General features: G+C 70.5%; 15 protein-coding genes and 1 pseudogene. 7 read left to right on the top strand and 9 right to left on the bottom strand.

Going from position 1 to position 18,188, the window contains the following annotated elements:
• Positions 1-168: 168 nt before the first annotated feature.
• On the bottom strand, positions 169-1,761 hold the full coding sequence (locus IE226_RS01245; protein WP_190079028.1) for an MFS transporter: 1,593 nt from the start codon (positions 1,759-1,761) through the stop codon (positions 169-171).
• Positions 1,762-1,887: 126 nt separating this feature from the next.
• Here IE226_RS01245 and IE226_RS01240 point away from each other — a divergent pair.
• Positions 1,888-2,091, top strand: a pseudogene (locus IE226_RS01240) (GntR family transcriptional regulator); the annotation flags it as partial.
• Here the strand turns inward: IE226_RS01240 and IE226_RS01235 are convergent.
• Together IE226_RS01235 and IE226_RS01230 are read right to left on the bottom strand one after the other, a co-directional pair.
• Positions 2,081-3,520: an exo-alpha-sialidase gene (locus IE226_RS01235; protein ID WP_190079027.1), complete on the bottom strand. Its 1,440-nt coding sequence runs from the start codon at positions 3,518-3,520 to the stop codon at positions 2,081-2,083. The pseudogene IE226_RS01240 and the gene IE226_RS01235 overlap by 11 nt on opposite strands.
• Before the next feature lie 339 nt (positions 3,521-3,859).
• Positions 3,860-4,285, bottom strand: coding sequence for a hypothetical protein (locus IE226_RS01230; RefSeq protein ID WP_190079026.1), 426 nt, complete (start codon positions 4,283-4,285; stop codon positions 3,860-3,862).
• A gap of 556 nt (positions 4,286-4,841) precedes the next feature.
• On the opposite strand from IE226_RS01230, the gene IE226_RS01225 reads away from it, so the two are divergent.
• Positions 4,842-5,339: a MarR family winged helix-turn-helix transcriptional regulator gene (locus IE226_RS01225; protein WP_190079025.1), complete on the top strand. Its 498-nt coding sequence runs from the start codon at positions 4,842-4,844 to the stop codon at positions 5,337-5,339.
• Between the two features lie 37 nt (positions 5,340-5,376).
• Here the strand turns inward: IE226_RS01225 and IE226_RS01220 are convergent, their stop codons facing one another.
• On the bottom strand, positions 5,377-6,543 hold the full coding sequence (locus IE226_RS01220) for a PP2C family protein-serine/threonine phosphatase (protein ID WP_190079024.1): 1,167 nt from the start codon (positions 6,541-6,543) through the stop codon (positions 5,377-5,379).
• Between the two features lie 306 nt (positions 6,544-6,849).
• On the opposite strand from IE226_RS01220, the gene IE226_RS01215 reads away from it, so the two are divergent.
• Positions 6,850-7,698: an RNA polymerase sigma factor SigF gene (locus IE226_RS01215; RefSeq protein WP_190079023.1), complete on the top strand. Its 849-nt coding sequence runs from the start codon at positions 6,850-6,852 to the stop codon at positions 7,696-7,698.
• On the opposite strand, the gene IE226_RS01210 is transcribed toward IE226_RS01215, so the two are convergent.
• Entirely contained in the window at positions 7,630-8,616 is a 987-nt protein-coding gene (locus tag IE226_RS01210) for an EamA family transporter (protein WP_229870294.1), read from the bottom strand. The genes IE226_RS01215 and IE226_RS01210 overlap by 69 nt on opposite strands.
• Positions 8,617-8,689: 73 nt before the next feature.
• Here IE226_RS01210 and IE226_RS01205 point away from each other — a divergent pair, with 73 nt between their 5' ends.
• The 3 genes from IE226_RS01205 to IE226_RS01195 all read left to right on the top strand — a co-directional run bounded on the left by IE226_RS01205 (position 8,690) and on the right by IE226_RS01195 (position 11,002).
• A complete protein-coding gene (locus IE226_RS01205) occupies positions 8,690-9,610 on the top strand; it encodes a LysR family transcriptional regulator (RefSeq protein ID WP_190079022.1) in 921 nt (306 codons plus the stop codon).
• A gap of 99 nt (positions 9,611-9,709) precedes the next feature.
• A complete protein-coding gene (locus IE226_RS01200; protein ID WP_190079021.1) occupies positions 9,710-9,949 on the top strand; it encodes a DUF5133 domain-containing protein in 240 nt (79 codons plus the stop codon).
• 159 nt (positions 9,950-10,108) lie between these two features.
• Positions 10,109-11,002 carry an SDR family oxidoreductase gene (locus IE226_RS01195; RefSeq protein WP_373306837.1) on the top strand — a complete coding sequence of 298 codons (894 nt, stop codon included), beginning with the start codon at positions 10,109-10,111 and terminating at the stop codon, positions 11,000-11,002.
• Positions 11,003-11,237: 235 nt separating this feature from the next.
• On the opposite strand, the gene IE226_RS01190 is transcribed toward IE226_RS01195, so the two are convergent.
• The 4 genes from IE226_RS01190 to fdh all read right to left on the bottom strand — a co-directional run bounded on the left by IE226_RS01190 (position 11,238) and on the right by fdh (position 16,822).
• Positions 11,238-11,564 (bottom strand): plasmid stabilization protein, encoded by a 327-nt coding sequence (locus IE226_RS01190; protein WP_190079019.1) that lies wholly within the window; start codon positions 11,562-11,564, stop codon positions 11,238-11,240.
• 37 nt (positions 11,565-11,601) lie between these two features.
• The gene (gene nrfD / locus IE226_RS01185) at positions 11,602-12,567 is read right to left on the bottom strand and encodes an NrfD/PsrC family molybdoenzyme membrane anchor subunit (RefSeq protein WP_229870293.1); all 966 of its coding nucleotides are present in this window, start codon (positions 12,565-12,567) and stop codon (positions 11,602-11,604) included.
• Positions 12,568-12,644: 77 nt separating this feature from the next.
• Positions 12,645-13,574, bottom strand: coding sequence for a 4Fe-4S dicluster domain-containing protein (locus IE226_RS01180; RefSeq protein ID WP_373306862.1), 930 nt, complete (start codon positions 13,572-13,574; stop codon positions 12,645-12,647).
• Positions 13,574-16,822 carry a formate dehydrogenase gene (gene fdh, locus IE226_RS01175; RefSeq protein ID WP_190079016.1) on the bottom strand — a complete coding sequence of 1,083 codons (3,249 nt, stop codon included), beginning with the start codon at positions 16,820-16,822 and terminating at the stop codon, positions 13,574-13,576. Before fdh ends, IE226_RS01180 begins: the two co-directional genes overlap by 1 nt.
• A gap of 369 nt (positions 16,823-17,191) precedes the next feature.
• On the opposite strand from fdh, the gene IE226_RS01170 reads away from it, so the two are divergent.
• Entirely contained in the window at positions 17,192-18,046 is an 855-nt protein-coding gene (locus IE226_RS01170; RefSeq protein ID WP_190079015.1) for a SigB/SigF/SigG family RNA polymerase sigma factor, read from the top strand.
• Positions 18,047-18,188: the final 142 nt, after the last annotated feature.

Raw genomic sequence — 18,188 nt, 5'->3', positions numbered from 1 at the left:
GGCCCGGCGAAGGCGCGGGGCTTCAGCGGACGAGTGACGGGTCACGTTCAACGTAACGGCGCGCCGTACCACCCGCCTCCCGGGTCGACCGGACGCATGGTTCGCGTCATCGGGTGCCCGCCGGGCGGCCCGCCGAACCTGAAAAGCGACCGCGGGCCCTGAAGCCCGTCAGACCGAGGTCACCTCAGGTGTCCCGGCACCGTCCGGGCGGTGCCGCGGCGCGGGGGCGTTGACCAGCAGGAACGCGACCGCGGAGGCCGCGAGCATGATCAGGGCCGCCCACCCGATGGCCACGGTGAAACCGTGCACCACACCGGAGTCGACGATCTGGGCCTTGCGCTCGGGCGTCAGCTGCCCGGTCCGGGCGGGTCCTGCCAGATGCGACGTGAGATACGTGGCGGTGCTCGTCGTCGCGATGGTGTTGAGGAGTGCCGTACCGATGGAACCGCCCACCTGCTGGGCGGTGTTGACCGTCGCCGATGTGACGCCCGCGTCCTTGGGGGCCACCCCCGCGGTGGCCGTCGCCATCACCGGCATGAAGGTGAGACCCAGGCCGAGGCCCAGCATCAGCAGGCCGGGCAGGATGTGCCCGGCGTAGCTGGATTCGGTGCCGAGGAACGTCAGCGTGAACAGCCCCACCGCCCCGAGCAGCAGTCCCGGCCCCATAAGGAGCCGGGGCGGGACGTGGTGCAGCAGCCGGGCCGAGATCTGCGTCGAACCGACGATGATGGCCAGCGACATGGGGAAGAAGGCGAACCCGGTCTTCACCGGTGAGTAGCCGAGAATGCTCTGCAGGTAGTACGTCATGAAGAGGAACACACCGAACATGCCGATCGTGGCGAGTCCCATGGTCAGCATCGAGCCGCCGCGGTTGCGGTCCTTGACGATGTGCAGCGGCAGCAGGGGGCGCGTCGTGCGTGTCTGCCACCACGCGAACACGGCAAGGAGCACGACGCCGCCGATCAGCAGGCCGAGAACCATCGCCGATGTCCAGCCTCGCGATTCCGCCTCACTCAGCCCGTACACGACGGCGATGAGCCCTCCGCATCCCAGGAGCACGCCGGGGACGTCCAGGCGGGCCTCCTTGTGTCCCTCGCGGTCCTCAAGCAGGGAGATCGCGCCGAAGACGGCAAGCACGGCGATGGGCACGTTGACGTACAGGCACCAGCGCCAGTCCAGGTACTCCGTCAGGATGCCGCCGAGCAGCAGGCCGATCGCGCCGCCCGCGCCGGCGATGGCGCCGTAGATCCCGAACGCCTTGGCTCGCTCCCTGCCGTCGGTGAAGGTGGTGGTAAGCAGCGAGAGCGCGGACGGGGCGAGGACCGCGGCGAAGACGCCTTGCAGGGCGCGGGAGGCGAAGAGCATGGCGGGCCCGGTGGCGGCGCCGCCGAGGGCCGAGGCCGCGGCGAAGCCGACGAGCCCGATGATGAAGGTGCGCTTGCGGCCGACGAGGTCGGCGATGCGGCCGCCGAGCAGCAGCAGCCCGCCGAAGGCCAGCGTGTAGGCGGTGATGACCCACTGGCGGTTGCCGTTGGTCAGGCCCAGCTCGCGCTGCGCGGAGGGCAGCGCGATGTTCACGATGGTCGCGTCGAGGACCACCATGAGCTGGGCGAGCGCGATCACGGCCAGGGCCCACCAGCGTCGGCTGGAGGGGGGATCCGCCGCGGGCACGCCGCGGCTCGCCCCGCTCAGGTCCGTCTGCTCCTCGGGACGGTCCGTCTGCTCCTCGGGACGGTCCGTCTGCTCCTCGGGACTGCTCATAGGAACCAGAACACCACGCATCGCCTGCTCCCGCCGCCGGGAACGGCCGGGATGCGAGGGCTGGGGCGCCGGTGTCAGATGCGGGCGGTGTCACCGATTACCGAGGCCCGCTCCCGCGGCCGGCGAGAGGCCCGCGACGACCGGGTGGCCCGCTCCACCGACCGCGCCTTCCACCTCGCGCTCTACGCCTCGCTCGACAGCCACCTGCTCAGCGAGGTCCTCGACGCGTTCCGGGCCGCCATGGCCCGCGTACGCGAAGACCTCGACGACGGACATCAGCGGACCCGCATCGACGGCATCCACTCACGCCTGCAACCGGCTACGAAGTGATCGCCACCGTCGCGCTGCCCGAGGCCCGCTTGCCGCCGGTCTGGTACGTCGCGGTGAGCCTGACGCTGCCCGAGGCGTCCGGGGCCACGGTGACCGGGACCCCGACGGTGGCTCCTTCGCCCGGGTCGAGCGCGGGCACGGCGACCTGACGCGCCGTCCAACCATCGGGCACGGTGAGATCGAGGGTGCCCTGGGCGCGCCGCTCGTCCATCCGGTTGACCACCCGGACCTCGACTTCCGCCCTGGCTTTCGCCTTCAGGGCCGTGGGCGGAGCGATCGTGATGTCGGCGCAGGTGCCGCCCAGCCAGTCCAGATCGAAGGACGCGTACGTGATGTGCGCGTAGTCGCCGCGCTCGTAGAGCAGCCCGACGCGACCGCCCGGCAGCTTCGTCAGCGTCGAGTAGGCCGCGCGGCCGGGGACGACGACCTTTCTGATCGGCCAGGTCTCGCCGTTGTCGCAGGACATCTTCACGGTGAGGTTGCGCCGCGTCGTCGCGTCCTCGGTATTGCTGAAGAGGAGCCACGAGGACTGCGGGTGCGAGGCCGGTACCCCGGGGTTGTACCGCATGATCGAGGCGTTGTTCGCGGGGTCGGTGAGCTCGGTGTCCTGTCTGAACGGGGTGTAGTTGACCCCGCCGTCAGAGGAGTACGCGATCGTCCGGTAGGGCTTCGAACGGTTGTTGAGCATGATCGTGCCGTCCGACAGCTCGACGGTCTTGTTCTCGTCCCCGCCGGGACCGACCGGATGGCCCATTTTCCAGGTCGCTCCGTGGTCGTCGCTGTAGGCGCTGGCCGCGTAGTTGGCCCCGTCGATACGGATGGCGTACTGCTGGACCAGCCGGCCCGCGTGCGGACCGTGCCGCAGTTGGATGCCCTCGCCCGACGACGCGAACATGCCCGCCCAGGAAGAATCCTTGATCTGCTTGGTGATGCGGCGGTGGGTCCAGGTCACGCCGTCGTCGTCCGAGTAGCTGTAGTCGGCCTGGAGGATGTCCGGGTCGTTCTCGTCGTTGCCGGTGCCCGAGCCCGCGAAACCCCGGTTCACCGAGGAGGCGTAGAACACGAAGATCCGGCCGGTCGTACGGTCCACGAGCAGACTCGGGTCGCCGTGCCCCTTGGGCGCGGCGTCCTTGCGCACCACTTGCTGCGCCTTCCACGTCGCACCGCCGTCGGTGCTCCGGCGCAGCACGACGCCGAGGTTGCCCGGCAGGTCGCCCCGGCTGGGCCTGGCGTCGTAGGCCGCGAGCAGCGTGCCCTTGACCGAGGTGGTCAGCGCGGGGATCCGGTAGTAGGGCGAGCCCACTCCGTTGGTGGTCAGGTCACGGGAGGTCAGGGCGCCCGAGACGGCGGGGGCGCCGTGTGCGGTAACGGTGGCGGTGATGGCGAGGGCAGCGGCGGACAGCAGGGCGAAGGGGGCTCTTCGCTGCATGGGGGATCTCTCTTCTCGGAAGGCGTGGCGGGCGCGGCGGGCTTGGCGGTCTCGGCGGGAACCCGCGTGCCGCCGGTCTTACGCGGACGGCCTGCGAGTGCGGCGAGGACGGCAGGGCGACAGGACGGCAGAGCGACGAGGGCGGGCAGATCTCGTCCATCATCGCGATCGAGATCAGCGCGGAAGCGGTGGCGCGAGCGGCGAACAGGCGACATGGGAGCCGCGTGCTGAGCGTCGGCCCCTCAGACAGAAGATCTGACGTCTCATGTACGAGGGCATGCGGCGGCGCGTATCTGCGTTCCCGCCGACTGACCCTGATCGACGCCGAGTTGCCGCGGATCAGCCGTGATCGGCGCGCGGCCCCGGGTCGAGCGCCGCGTCGCGGGACGAGGTCCGGGCTGATCCGCCGGAGAACAGCCTGGCCAGCGGACGTACGAAGCAGCGCGTCACGCACCAGGCGAGCAAGAGGGAGGCAATGAGAAGAACAACATCCGCGGCCGCGTGCACCAGTCCGGCCGGGGCAGCGCGCCCGATCAGGATCGAGCCGCTCAGGCTGGTGATCCAGCCCACTGCCGTCAGCAGGGACGCCGCCACCGCCACCGGCACGCCGCCCAGGCCCACCGCGCCGGCGTCCAGATCCGAGTCGAAGCTGTCGGCATCGGCGCAGCCGAGGGCGACGAGCAGCCAGAAGCCCAGGACCACGGGGAGGGCGGCGCTGAAGAGGATGGCCGGGAATCCTGCCACGGAGTGCAGGAACTCCCCCATCCCCGGCCACCCCCTTCGCCCCCCGTTGCGGCTCGGGTTCCGGTGCCGGGCACGCTTTCGCGGCCGGCACCGGAACCTCGCCCCCCGTTCCTGCCAGGGCCATCCTGGTCCGCGGGCCGGCGTCGGCGCACTGCCGCATCCCGGCAGTCTTTACGCGTTCTTGATGCCGGACGCCGATACGTCGGCGAAGCAGGATCGCCAGGTGAGAAGGCAAACGGGGAGGTGTGGCACGCGCCCGCGGGCTCCCGGCTTCCTCGAATCTGCGACCGGTCGGCGAAGACCGGGGCGGTTTCCACTATGCTTCCTGGCACAACCGTCGGCGCCGAGACGCTCCGGTGTTGCGTGCACCATCAGCGCTCTCGTCGCACCGTGCCCCGTCAACGGAAAGAAGTCCGACGGGGTCGCCGCGCATTCTCGGGGCTGCCGCACGCCGCAAGCACGGTATTCGCTCTCCGCGACCCGCGTTTCCTCGTCAGCCGATTAGGTCTCGGTGTGTGGGCCGTGCCCCGGTGGCAAGATGTACGAGAGAGACGACGTCGATCGGAGTGTCATCGATATGGGTCTGAGTCCCGAACCCGATCGCAGGTCCCGGGATGCGGCTCATGCGGGTTCCGAGTTCGTCGAGCTGATCGAGGTCATGTGGGAGCAGGGACGTGAAGCCGTGCCGACCGGACCGGTGTCCCCGTCCCAGCTGCGCGTGCTGTACGCCCTGGACCGCGAGGACGGCATCAACCTGCGGATGCTGTCCGAGGCCCTGCAGTCGGCTCCGCCGTCGGTGAGCCGCCTGTGCGACCGGCTCCAGGCCACCGGCCTGATCGAGCGCACGCCGAGCCCGGTCAGCAGACGGGAGCTGGAGCTGCGGTTGACCAGCCTCGGCCGGGCTTACCTCACCGACCTGCGCAAGAGACGCGAAGGCATTCTGATGGCCACCATCGACGCCATGCCGCCCAAGGCGAGGCGGGCCCTGCTCGAAGGACTCCGAGCCTTTCGTGACGTCGCGGCCGCGCCCGGACAGGACAGCGACGGAGCCAGAACCTGGCGCTCGGCAGGCTGACCGCCGCCGAGCGCTCAGGCCGACCCTCGCCGGAGTATCACTGCCGTCCGAACCAGTCGAGGCAGACCACCAGGGCGTCATCGTCCAGGGGCAGCGACCCCCGGTACTCTCCGAGATCGCGCAGCACGGCCTGCGGCACCTGCGGGGCAGGCAACAGGCGATGCGCGGACATCGACCGGGCGAGGGCCCGCTCCCCGTACCGCTCTCCCGTTTTGGATACGCCGTCGAAGACCCCGTCGCTGCCCACCAGGACACGGTCGCCCGGTTCAAGCCGAAGGCGCTCCGCGACGTAGGCCGTCTCCTCGAACATTCCCAGCGGAAGCTGCGCGTCGAAGTCGACGGTCTCGACCGACCGCCCGCGAAGCCTCCACATGCGGGGGGACCCGGCATCGACGGCATCGATCTCGCCGGTGCCGAGATCGACCCGCAGCAGCAGGACGGAGGCGTGCAGCTCGCCGCGGTACTGCGCGTAGACGGCCTGGTCGGCCAGGCGCGCCTGGTCGGCGAGTTCCAGTCCCGCACGGCGGGCGTTGCGCAGCGCGTTCACCACGAGATTGGTGAGCAGCGCCGCCTCCATCCCCTGGCCCATGCCGTTGGTCACGGTGAGCGTGAGGTGGTGCGCCGAGACCGACCAGTCGAAGTTGTCGCCGTAGATCGCGTACGCGGGCTCCAGATGGGCGCCCAGCGAGAACTCGGGACGCGACACCGAACGCCCCGGCAGCAGATGCCACTGCATCTCGGCGGCGAGCGTCAGGCGGGTGGCCCGGCGCGCGAGGACGTACAGGTCGGTGTCGCGTTCGGCGACCATGATCTCGTGGCCCAGCGCCTCGCAGATGTGCTGCATCTCCGCCAGATGCGCCCGGGTGCAGTTCTCCTCGGGCAGCGTGACGGTGAGAACGCCCATCCGGTCCCCCCGGACGCTCACCGGCATGTGGACCGTGGCCATGCCCTGCACGGCCTTCGGCTCGACGTAGGGCTCCTGGGCGCCGAACGCCCTGCCCTGCGGACTGTCCCGGAGCGACACCGGCTCCGTGGTGAACGGCACGTCCTCCACCCTCTGAAGGGTGGTCAAGCCGTAGTCGGCGAGCCGCAGTTCCGCCCGCTCGACCCCGTACTGCTCCCGCAGCGCCCCCGTCACGACATCAAGCAGCAAATGGGGAGCTGCCTTGCGCAGCGCCCGCTCGACGGCAGCGAATCTGTCCACGTGATCCTGCTTCTCGTTAAGCCACACCGAAGTTGAAGCCCGGCCGACAGCACCCCCGGTCAGCCGGTCTTCGGCGCGGGGGCCTGCGCTCAGTCCACCACGGGGCGCCCGAGTAGTCACACCGGCGGCCGGAGCTGTCAGGCTCGGGCGAATGCCTGGCTGAAGCCGGGCAACCTCCCACATCGTACGATGCACAGAGACAACTATTTCCCAGCAGCAAGAAAAATTGGGTCAACGCACATGCCTCCTTTGTGCGGGGGCAGGGGCGGTACGAGGAAGCTTTGAATCACCAGGGGAGGTAGAGACATGTCACTGATCTCTGAACAGGCAGTCGGCGCCGTCGAGGCGGAGCTGCCCTGGATCGAGGACACGGACAAGGTGGCGCCCAAGGACGCCCGCGCCCTGTCGAAGATGTTCTTCGACAAGCTGCAGACCCTGGAAGAGGGCACGCACGAATATCAGTACGCGCGCAACACCCTTATCGAGATGAACCTGACCCTCGTGCAGTTCGCGGCACGCCGCTTCCGCAACCGGGGCAACGGCGACATGGAAGAGATCGTCCAGGTCGGCACGATCGGTCTGATCAAGGCCATCGACCGGTTCGACCTCAGCCGCGAGGTCGAGTTCGCCACCTTTGCCGTACCGTACATCGTCGGCGAGATCAAGCGGTTCTTCCGGGACACCACCTGGGCCGTGCATGTCCCGCGCAGGCTGCAGGAGTTGCGCGTGGAGCTCGCCAGGGCGAAGGAGGAGCTGGGCGGCCGCCTGGACCACGAGCCGACCGTCAAGGAGCTCGCCGAGTATCTGTGCATCACCGAGGACGAGGTCATAGACGGACTCGTCGCCTCGAACGGCTACACCGCCGGTTCCCTCGAGGCGCCCACCGACGGGGGCGAGGGCGCGGCCGCACCGACGCGCACTCTGGCCGACGTGATAGGAGGGCCGGACCCGGCGATGGAGACACTGGAGAACCTCCATTCGCTGGCACCTCTGCTCGATGAACTCGACGACCGGGAGCGCCGCATTTTGGAGCTGCGCTTCGGTCAGGAGATGACCCAGTCGCAGATCGGCGCCGAGCTCGGGGTCTCACAGATGCACGTCTCGCGTCTTCTCACCGGCACCCTCAAGAAGCTGCGCGCCGGCCTGCTGGCCTGACTCTTCCGGCTCGCCCGGCCGTCGCGCGAAGCGACCTCCCCGGCGCGGCGAGCGCGGGGCAACCACGCCCGCGCTCGCCGCGCCCACGCATGCCAGGGCCGCCCACTGCACGAGGCCCAGGTCCTCGCCGAGGACGAGTACGCCGGCCAGACCCGCGCTCGCGGGCTCCAGGCTGGTCAGCACGCTCACCGTCCGGACCGGCAGCCTGCGCAGGGCCGCCAGCTCCAGCGAGTAGGGAATGACCGCCGACAGCACGGCAAGGGCGGTCCCCAGCAGCAGAACCCGCGGAGTGAGGAGCCCGGCGCCCCGGTCCGCGAGGCCCAGCGGGAGCGTCAGTAAGGCCGCCCATGTCACCGCCAGTGCCAGCGGGCCGCCTCCCGCGCTCCTGGCCCCCGCCTTCTTGCTCAGCACCAGATAGCCGGCCATGGCCGCTCCTGCCGCCAGGGCCGCCAGCACTCCGGGGAGCGAGGAGCCGGCGCCGTGGGGCACGTGGAAGAGCCATACCCCGCACCCGGCCAGGACGGCACAGCCCACGTCACGCCACTGACGCGAGGTCAGCACGGCCAGCGTGATCGGGCCGAGGAGTTGCAGCGCGCTGGCCAGACCGAGGGGAAGCAGGAGCAGTGCGGGATAGATGAGGTTCATCCCGGCGATGGCCGTCCCGAAGGCCAGGACCAGCGCCGCGTCCTTGCGGGTGCGCGGCAGCGAGGGCCGGTACAGGAGCAGCAGGAGCACCGCGGCAAGCCCCAGGCGCAGGGCCACGGCGCCCGGCGCGCCGACCGCTCCGGCGAGCTGCTTGCCCAGGGCCTGCCCGAACTGCAGGCTCAGCACGCTGCCGAGCATCAGCGCGGGAGCCGGAATCGCGCGAGCGGGGATCGCGGCAGCGGCGGAGAGGCCGACGGCCAGGAGCTTCTTCATGTCTCCAGGCTCGGCAGCACGATCATGCACGTCCAGCAAAAGAAAACGGACACAACCTTTTAGGCTTGCCTTCATGATCGACCACCGGCTGCACGTCTTACGGGCACTCGCCGAGCACGGCACGGTCACCGCGACCGCCGGGGCCCTGCATCTGACTCCCTCGGCCGTCTCCCAGCAACTGCGGCTCCTCGCCCGTGACCTGGGAGTGGAGTTGCTGCGGCCCGAGGGGCGGCGTGTGCGTCTGACACCGGCCGCGCACGTCGTGCTCCGGCACGCCGACGCGCTGCGGGCGCAGTGGGAGGCGGCCCGGGCGGAACTGGCCATGCAGGGTTCGGGCATCCGGGGCACCCTGCGGCTGTGCGGGGTCTCCTCCGCCCTTGCCGCGCTGGGTGCTCCGGCAGCCGCCCGGCTGCGGGAGACAGACCCGCTGGTGGAGTCGTTGCTCGTCGAGGAGGAGAGCGCCGAGTGCTACCGGATGCTGCTCGCGGACGAGACGGACGTGGCCCTGGTGCTGCCCGGCCCCGACGCGCCGCCCGTCACGGACGCCCGCTTCGAGCAGACACCGCTCCTGACCGACCTCCAGGACCTGCTGGTGCCCGAGGGGCACCAGCTCGCCCGGCCGGGAGGAGTCGAACTCGCGGAGGCCGCCGGGCAGCCGTGGATCGTGAAGAAGGCGAACAACGACACCTATCCGCTGGTGATGGCCGCGTGTACGGCGGCCGGCTTCACGCCGCGCATAACCCACCAGGTCAAGGAGTGGTACGCGGTCTCCTCGCTCGTCTCCGAGGGCTTCGGCGTCTGTCTCGTGCCGAGGATCGTGCCGCTCCCCCGGCACCCGGTCGTCCGGGTCCCGCTGCGGGGCACGCCCGTTCCCGCGCGCCGGTTCCTGGCCGCGGTGCGGCGCGGCAGCGCCGAGCATCCGCTGGTGGCGGCCGGACTGCATGCGCTGCGCGAGGCGGCGACGGCCCACACCGCGGCGGCGGCAGCGTCCTGAACGGGTCTGCGCGAACGTCGCCCCGGGGCAGATTGATCTTCCGCGGCAGGGGCACACGGGCGTAGCGATGGTCGCACCGCAAGACCCGAAAGGATTCTCATGCTGCTGGCCCACCCCGTGGTCCTCGAAGACCTGCTGGAGCGCTACAAGGCCCTGGCCGTCCTGAGGGCCGACCAGGGAAGCCCTCAGAGCCGTCAGGAGTACGAGGACGTCGCCTACAGCCTGTGCCTGGCCACCGGCACCAGCGACATCGACGCCGCCGTGGTGGCCGCGAGCCACCAACTGCCCGGCGCCCGCCCCACCGATGACTCACTCCTTTCGGGCGACGCCCTGCGATGACTCGTCGGCGGCCCGGCACGGGCGGCGCCCTCGTGGCCGCCCGTTCCGGACGGCCGAGTCGCCCTGCGTAATCGCACGAGTGGCGGCCAACGGTGAGTCGGCGGAGTGTGAAATCGGGCGCACCCGGCCCTCGAAGGCCGCCCCTGGACAGAGAGGACCATGACCATGAATGACGCCCGAAGCTCCCAGGATCCGACCACCGCCCACCCCCGCCCGGACTTCCCCGACCAGAACCAGGAGCACCCGGGCTGGACCGGCCCGATGGACCCGCCGCCCGACCACGGCGAGGACTCCTACCGGGGCAGCGGCCTCCTGGAGGGCGCCAAGACGGTACTGACCGGCGGTGATTCCGGCATCGGCCGAGCGGTCGCTCTCGCCTTCGCCCGCGAGGGCGCCGACGTCCTCTTCACCCACCTGCCCGAAGAGGCGGACGAGGCCCGTGAGACGGTCCGCCTCGTCGAGGACGCGGGGCGCACCGCGATCGCCTTCCCCTGCGACATCCGCGAGGAGGAGCGGTGCCGCGAGGTGGTGGGACGGGCCGTGAACGAGTTCGGGCGCATCGACGTCCTCGTCAACAACGCCGCGTACCAGATGTCCCAGCCGGACGGGATCGGCTCCATCACCACCGAGCAGTTCGACCGCGTCGTACGCACGAACCTGTACGCCATGTTCTGGCTCTGCAAATTGGCTGCGCCGCACATTCCGTCGGGCGGTTCGATCATCAACACCACCTCGGTGCAGGCCTACAAGCCGAGCCCTCACCTGCTCGACTACGCCATGACCAAGGGCGCCATCGTCACCTTCACCCAGGGGCTCGCCCAGATGCTGGTGGAGAAGGGGATCCGGGTGAACGCCGTGGCACCGGGGCCCGTATGGACGCCCCTGATCCCGGCGACGCTGCCGGACACGGCCGAGTTCGGGAAGCAGGCACCGATGGGGCGCCCGGCCCAGCCCGCCGAAATGGCGCCCGCGTACGTGTTCCTGGCCTCACGTCACGCCAGTTTCATCACGGCCGAGGTCATGAACGCGACGGGCGGCACTCCGCTGCCGTAAGCCCTGCACGGGGTCCTTCACGGGATCCTGACGGAAAGCCCTGACGGAGAAGGCCGCCGGTCGGCCGCACCCCAATGCGGCCGACCGGCGACGAAGCCAAGCGTCCGAGGCCGTTCCGACGCTTCGCACCCCGCGTCTCGGGTGCCCCATCCGTTTCCCGGCATGCACGCCGCACCTGATGAATCACCCGATCAGCGGCACGCCGGCGCCACGTCAACGGCCCGGCAGCGGCCCCTCAGCGGCCGAGGGCCTTCTTGAGCTCCTGCTTGTTCATGGACGAACGGCCGTCGATGTTCTTCTTCTTGGCCTCCTCGTACAGCTGGTCCTTGGTCGGCCCCTGCGCACCGCTGTGCGAACGCTCCCCGCCGCGCTCGTACGCAGACTTCTTGTCCTGCGTGGAGGTCTTGCTGGCCGTCTTCGACTCGCCCGACCGGGCCCGCTCCTTGTTCACCGTCCGCGAGGCGATTTCCTTCGCGCGCTTGGTCGAGCCTCCTCGGTCCTCGACGCTGTCCTTGATGTGCTCGTACTGGCGTTCACGCTTCTTGTTCGATCCGGCAGGCATGTCGCGCCCCTTTCCTCTGTTTACAGATGATTCGTCCTCATGATTCTTCGTGGTCGTGCGGGCCGCACGTCGGCACCTCGGGCCGGGCATCGGACCGGGTATCGGACCGGGTATCGGACGGGGCGTCGGACCGCTGCGGGACCACCGTGTACTTGGGGTCCTCGGCCGAGGCAATGCCGGCGGCGAAGACGCCGAAGCGCGTACAGGCCGACCCGGCGAGCATCGCAAGGCCCCCTGCCACGGCCGCGGTCCTGCTGCGCCCGCCGAGAGCCGCGGCCCCGGCGGCACCGGCCGCGGTCAACCACCGGGCACAGCGCATCAGTTGCCCGGCACGGCCCTGCCGGTAGGTCTCGGCGACCATGCCGAGCCGTTTCTCGGCCGCCCGCACCGCGGCGGCCTCGGCCATCGCCGCCGCAACCGCGGCACAGCGCGCCGGAGCGGACTCCCGCACGGGCCCCGCGACCAGGGCCATGCCAGAGGCGGCGGCCGTGGCGGACGCGGTGAAGACGTAGGGCAACTCCCGGTGGGCCCCGTGCCAGGCGGGCACCGCGGTGTCGGCCGCGAGCACGGCGGTGTAGGACGCCACGGCCGGGCCGAACACGGCGGCCGCGCCGGTCGCCACGGCGCCGATGCGGGGCAGCCGGCCGGTGGTCGCGCAGACCGCCGCCACCCCTGCGGCGGGACCGTAGGCGGCAAGGAGCCAGGAACCCACGCTCATCGGTGACGTCGGCTTGAGGACCCGCAGCATGTTCGGGAAGCGGCTCGGCACGCCGAGATCGTGGATGAGCGCCGCCGCTGCCAGCGACACCGCCCCCAGCGATGACACCTTCATGGCGGTGGCCGTGCTCCCGCGCCCCGTCAGCTGGGCGCCGGCCGCGAGCACGGAGCCCGCGCCCGCCAGACCGCCCAGGAAGAAGTAGCCGGCGATGTCGGTGGCGGACCAGGACGGCGCCTTGATGATCGGCCGCCCATAGTACGAGGCGAACTCGGCTTCCGGCACCATGAGTTGTTCACCACGGCGTCCGCGGCGCCCTCGGCGACCCTGGCGTCCTCGGCGTTCCCGCCGTCCCTGGAGCTCGCTCATCGCGTCCCCCTCCTTCGTGCGAGAGCGGGCAGGGCGAAGGAGAGGGCGAATCCGCCGAGCAGGGACACGGCCGCCGCTCCCGCGTGCTTCCACATGGCGGGCAGGTCACGTGTGGTGACGACGGGGTCGGGCGGCAGCCCGTACACCTCGGGTTTGTCCAGGAGCAGGAAGAAGGCGCCGTCACCGCCGACTCCGCCGTCCGGATCGTCCCCGTAGAGACGCGCGCCGCTCACACCCGCCTCGTGCAGCTGGTCGACGCGCAGGGCGGCCCGTTCGCGCAGCTCGTCCAGGGGCCCGAACTGGATGGACTCGGTGGGGCAGGCCTTGGCGCAGGCGGGCTCCTGGCCGGCGCTGAGCCGGTCGTAACACATGGTGCACTTGAACGCCCGCCCGTCCGAGGGGCGCTGCTCGATGACGCCGTACGGGCAGGCGGGCACGCAGTAGCCGCAACCGTTGCAGATGTCCTCCTGCACGACGACCGTGCCGAACTCGGTGCGGAAGAGCGAGCCGGTCGGGCAGACGTCCAGGCATGCCGCGTGCGTGCAGTGTTTGCACACGTCGGACGACATCAGCCAGCGGGTGGTCTCGCCCGCTTCCTGCGGCGCGGCCGGGGCCGTGCCGTCCACGAGCGGGAGCTGGGTGCGCCCCTGCGGCTCGGGCACCGTTTCCTCGGACACCGTTTGCTCGATGAAGGCCACATGGCGCCAGGTGGACGCGCCGAGCCCTTGAGTGTTGTCGTAACTCATCCCGGTGAGGGAGAGCCCGTCCTCCGGGATCGCGTTCCACTCCTTGCACGCCACCTCGCAGGCCTTGCAGCCGATGCATACGGAGGTGTCGGTGAAGAAGCCGACCCGCGGGGGCGGCTCGGGGTGGCCCGCGTCGCGGGCGGGGTCGGGCTCGACCCCGCTCAGCAGATGGCGCTCCATCATGTCCCGGCCTCCGTACCCGTGGTCTCGGTGATGCCCGCGCGTCGGCGGTATGCGGCGACCAGCTCGGGCAGGTCCGGGCCGCGAGGGCGCCGACCGGGCCGGATGTCCGCGGTGAGGGCCTTGTCCTCCTGGATGTGGGCGTTCGGGTCAAGGGCGATGGCCACCAGTTCGTTGGCCGCGTCGCCGGTGGCCACGCCGTTGGGGCCCCAGTGGAAGGGCAGGCCGATCTGGTGCACCGTGCGCCCGTGCACGGTGAGGGGCTTGATCCGTGCGGTGACCATGACCCTGGCCTCCACGGCGTTGCGGGCCGTGATGATGGTGGCCCAGCCGGTGTGTTCAAGGCCGCACTCGGCGGCGAGCTGCGGCGAGACCTCGCAGAAGAACTCCGGCTGCAGTTCGGAGAGATAGGGCGACCAGCGGCTCATGCCGCCCGCCGTGAAGTGCTCCGTGAGGCGGTGGGTGGTGACGATGTACGGATAGACGTCGCTGCCGGGCTCGTCGCCGCTCGGGTGGTAGCGGTTGCCCTCCCGCGGCATCAGCTGCCGGACGGGAGAGCGCGGCCTGGACGGATACAGCGCGTTGGGGAAGGGCGAGTCCTGGGGTTCGTAGTGCGTGGGCAGCGGACCGTCCTCGAGGCCTGCGGGCGCGTACAGCCACCCCTTGCCGTCGGCCTGCATGATGAAGGCGTCGTCACCGCGCAGCGCGTCGGGACCGGTCGCGCCCTTCGGGGGCACGTAGTCCGGGGCACGGTCCGGCACGAAGTCCGGCACGTCGTGCCCGGTCCACTTGCCGTCGTTCTCGTCCCACCAGACGTAGGCCTTGCGTTCGCTCCACGGGGTGCCGTCGGGGGCGGCCGACGCCCGGTTGTAGAGGATGCGGCGGTTGGCGGGCCACGCCCAGGCCCACTCGGCGGCCACCCAGTCCTGCTCCTTGCCGGGTTTGCGGCGGGCGGCCTGGTTGACGCCGTCCGCGTACACACCGCAGTAGATCCAGCAGCCGCACCGCGTCGAACCGTCGTCCTTCAGCTCGGTGTACGCCGACAGCGGGCTCCCGTCGGCACCATGGCCGTTGATCTCGGCGAGCACCGAGTCCGCCACCGGCTCCTGCAGCGGCCCCTCCACCGGATAGTCCCAGGTCAGGTCGTGCACGGGCTGGTCCATCGGGTCGCTGGACGCGGCCAGCTTCTCCTTGATGCGCCGGCCGAGGTGGTAGGTGAACCACAGGTCGCTGCGCGCGTCTCCGCGGGGTTCGACGGCCGCGTGGTGCCACTGCACCCAGCGGTTGGTGTTGGTGAACGACCCGGACTTCTCCGTGTGCGCGGCGGCGGGGAAGAAGAACACCTCGGTGGCGATGTCCTCGGTGCTCATCTCGCCGGTCTCGATCTCGGGGCCGTCCTGCCACCAGGTGGCCGACTCGATCAGCGAGAAGTCCCGTACGACCAGCCATTCGAGGTTGGCCATGCCCAGGCGCTGCAACCGGGTGTTGGCGGAGCCCACGGCCGGGTTCTCCCCCATCAGGAAGTAGCCCTTGCACACGCCGTCGAGTTGCGCCACGACCGTCTCGTACGTCGAGTGCGAGCCCGTGAGCCGTGGCAGGTGATCGAAGCAGAAGTCGTTGTCGGCGGTGGCCGCGTCGCCGTAGTAGGCCTTGAGCAGGCTTACGAAGTAGGCGCGCATGTTGGCCCAGAAGCCCTTGTCCGTGCGGCTGGCCTCGATGAACACGTCCAGGGTCTCGTGCGCGTGGGCGCTGGGCATCGGCAGGTATCCCGGCAGCAGGTTGAACAGCGTGGGGATGTCGCTGGACCCCTGGATGGAGGCGTGCCCGCGCAGTGCCTGGATGCCGCCGCCGGGCCGGCCGATGTTGCCCAGGAGCAGCTGGAGGACGCTGGCGGCGCGGATGTACTGCGAGCCGACCGAGTGCTGGGTCCAGCCCACCGCGTAGGCGAAGGCGCTGGTCCGCTCGGGGCCGGAGTTCGCGGTCAGCGCCTCGCACACCCGCAGGAACGTCTCGCGCGGCACTCCGCAGCTCTCCTCGACCACTTCCGGGGTGTAGCGCGCGTAGTGCCGCTTGAGGATCTGGTAGACGCACCGCGGATGGGTGAGCGTCTCGTCCCGGGGCGGCGCGCCCTCCGTCGGTGCCCCTCCGGAGCCGTGCGTCTCCGGTTCGCCCATCTCGCGTACGCGCTGCTCGTACTGCTCGTCGACGTCGCCCGCGGGTGCCTGTACGTCGACGCCCTCGTACTGCCAGCTCTTCTGGTCGTAGTGGTGCCCTTGTTCGTCGAGGCCCGAGAAGACACCGTCGAGGTCCTCGGTGTCGCGGAAGTCCTCGCCGACGAGCATGGCTGCATTGGTGTAGGCGAGGACGTACTCCCTGAAGTCCTTCTCCTCGCTCAGGACATGGTTGATGATCCCGCCGAGGAAGGCGATGTCGCTGCCGGCCCGGATCGGTACGTGCAGGTCGGCGAGGGCGCTGGTGCGGGTGTAGCGCGGATCGACGTGGATGACGCGGGCGCCGCGCGCCTTGGCCTCCATCACCCACTGGAAGCCCACGGGATGGGCCTCGGCGAAGTTGGACCCCTGGATGACGATGCAGTCCGCGTGCTGGAGGTCCTGCATGAACGTGGTCGCGCCCCCGCGTCCGAAGGAGGTGCCGAGTCCTGCGACCGTGGAGCTGTGGCAGACACGGGCCTGGTTCTCCACCTGCACGACGCCGAGCCCCGTGAGGAGCTTCTTGATGAGGTAGTTCTCCTCGTTGTCCAGGGTCGCGCCGCCGAGGCTGGCGATGCCCAGGGTCCGCGCGGTGCGCAGCCCCTCCTCGTTCTGCCACTCCCAGGTGCTGCGCCGCGTCTCGATCACCCGCTCGGCGACCATGTCCATGGCCGTGTCGAGGTCCAGCGGCTCCCAGTCCCGCGCGTGGGGGCGCCGGTAGAGCACCTGGTGGCGCCGGGCGTCTCCGGTGGTGAGCTGCAACGTCGCCGAGCCCTTGGGGCACAACCGGCCGCGGCTGACCGGGGAGTTCGGGTCGCCCTCGATCTGGACCACCGACTCGTCCTTGACGTAGATCTCCTGTCCGCAGCCGACCGCGCAGTAGGGGCACACCGACGAGACGACCCGATCAGCCGAATCGGTACGCGGCCGAATGCGCGCCGTGTGCCCGGACATGGCGGCCCGGCCCCGGCCCAGCGGATCTCCCTCGGTGAACTGCCGGTATGCGGGCCACCGGCCGATCCGCCTGCGCATGCCCATGGCACGTCCTTCCTGCGTCCGCGGTGCCCGCGCTCGGCGGCGGGCACCTTCTCCAGGCTCGCCCGGGCCGGCTGCGGCAGCGAGCCGGGCGGCGTGACGGTGCGGCGGCCAGGTACCCGGGAAGCGCCTGCTGATACATCGTCGCGCCGGTGTTCGATCACCACGTCCTGATCTTCACGAACGGCGGTCCTGCGAATCCGTTGGGCCGATCGTTGTTTCCCCTCCGAGTCGAGGGGCAGGCGTACTTCGTGCTTCGGACCGGAGGCGCATCCGCGGGGAGTGGTATGTCTCCTCCCGCTGGATGTCCGGCTCCGGAGCATCCCGTTTCTCGCGGTCATTTGTCCGCCCGCCGTTGAGGAGCGATTTCTGATGCTTACCGATGCCACCGCCACCGCACCATCCGCCCGCCGTCGTACGGGACGCACCCACGACGACGCACCCGACACCAAGGAGGCCGCCGCCCATCTCGCCACGCTCGACGGCGGCCCCGAGTACGACCTGCTCTGCGAGGAGATCGTGACGGCATGGCTGCCCATGGCGAACCGCCTCGCCGGCCGGTTTCGCAACAAGGGCGAGAACCTGGAGGACCTGCGGCAGGTCGCCGCGATGGGCCTGATCAAGGCGGTCAACCGCTACGAGCCCGAACGCGGGGCCTTCGAAAGTTACGCCGTGCCCACCATCACCGGAGAACTGCGCCGGCACTTCCGGGACCGCATGTGGGACGTCCGGGTGCCCCGGCGCGTGCAGGACCTGCGCAACAAGGTGCGGGTCGCGCGCCGCGATCTCATGGATCAGCCGGGCCACGACGCCGAGCCCAGCGCCGCGGAGCTCGCCGAGCACACCGGTCTCACCGAGGCCGAGGTCCATGACGGACTCGAGGCCCTGACCAGTTACCGCGCCCTGTCGCTCGATGCCGAGATCACCGCCGACCCCGACGGATTCAGCCTGGCGGACACCCTCGGCACGTCCGACCCCGCCTATGACTTCATCACCGACCGGGAGGCCGCCAAGGACGGTCTGCGGCGGCTTCCCGAGCGTGAGCGCACCATCCTGTACCTGCGCTTCTTCGAGGACATGACGCAGAGCAAGATCGCTGAGGAGCTCGGCATCTCGCAGATGCATGTCTCCCGTCTGATCAGCAACAGCTGCGCCAGGGTGCGCGCGGAGGCCGTCCGCGGCGACGAGAGCACCGAACACGACACCGGGCACGCCCGCGCGGCGTGACGGCAGGTCTCGCGTGCGCCCCGTGCGCACGCGGCTGATCGGCCCCTGGGGCACCAGGGCGGCCCCAGGGGCTCCGGCGTGTACGGGTCGCGTACACGCCGGCCCGCGGCGAACCGGGCCGCGGACACCGCTCCTTACCGCG

Origin of the sequence: Streptomyces longisporoflavus (assembly GCF_014649775.1) — a bacterium.
GTDB lineage: Bacteria > Actinomycetota > Actinomycetes > Streptomycetales > Streptomycetaceae > Streptomyces > Streptomyces longisporoflavus.
This window is presented reverse-complemented; position numbering and strand designations above follow the sequence as displayed.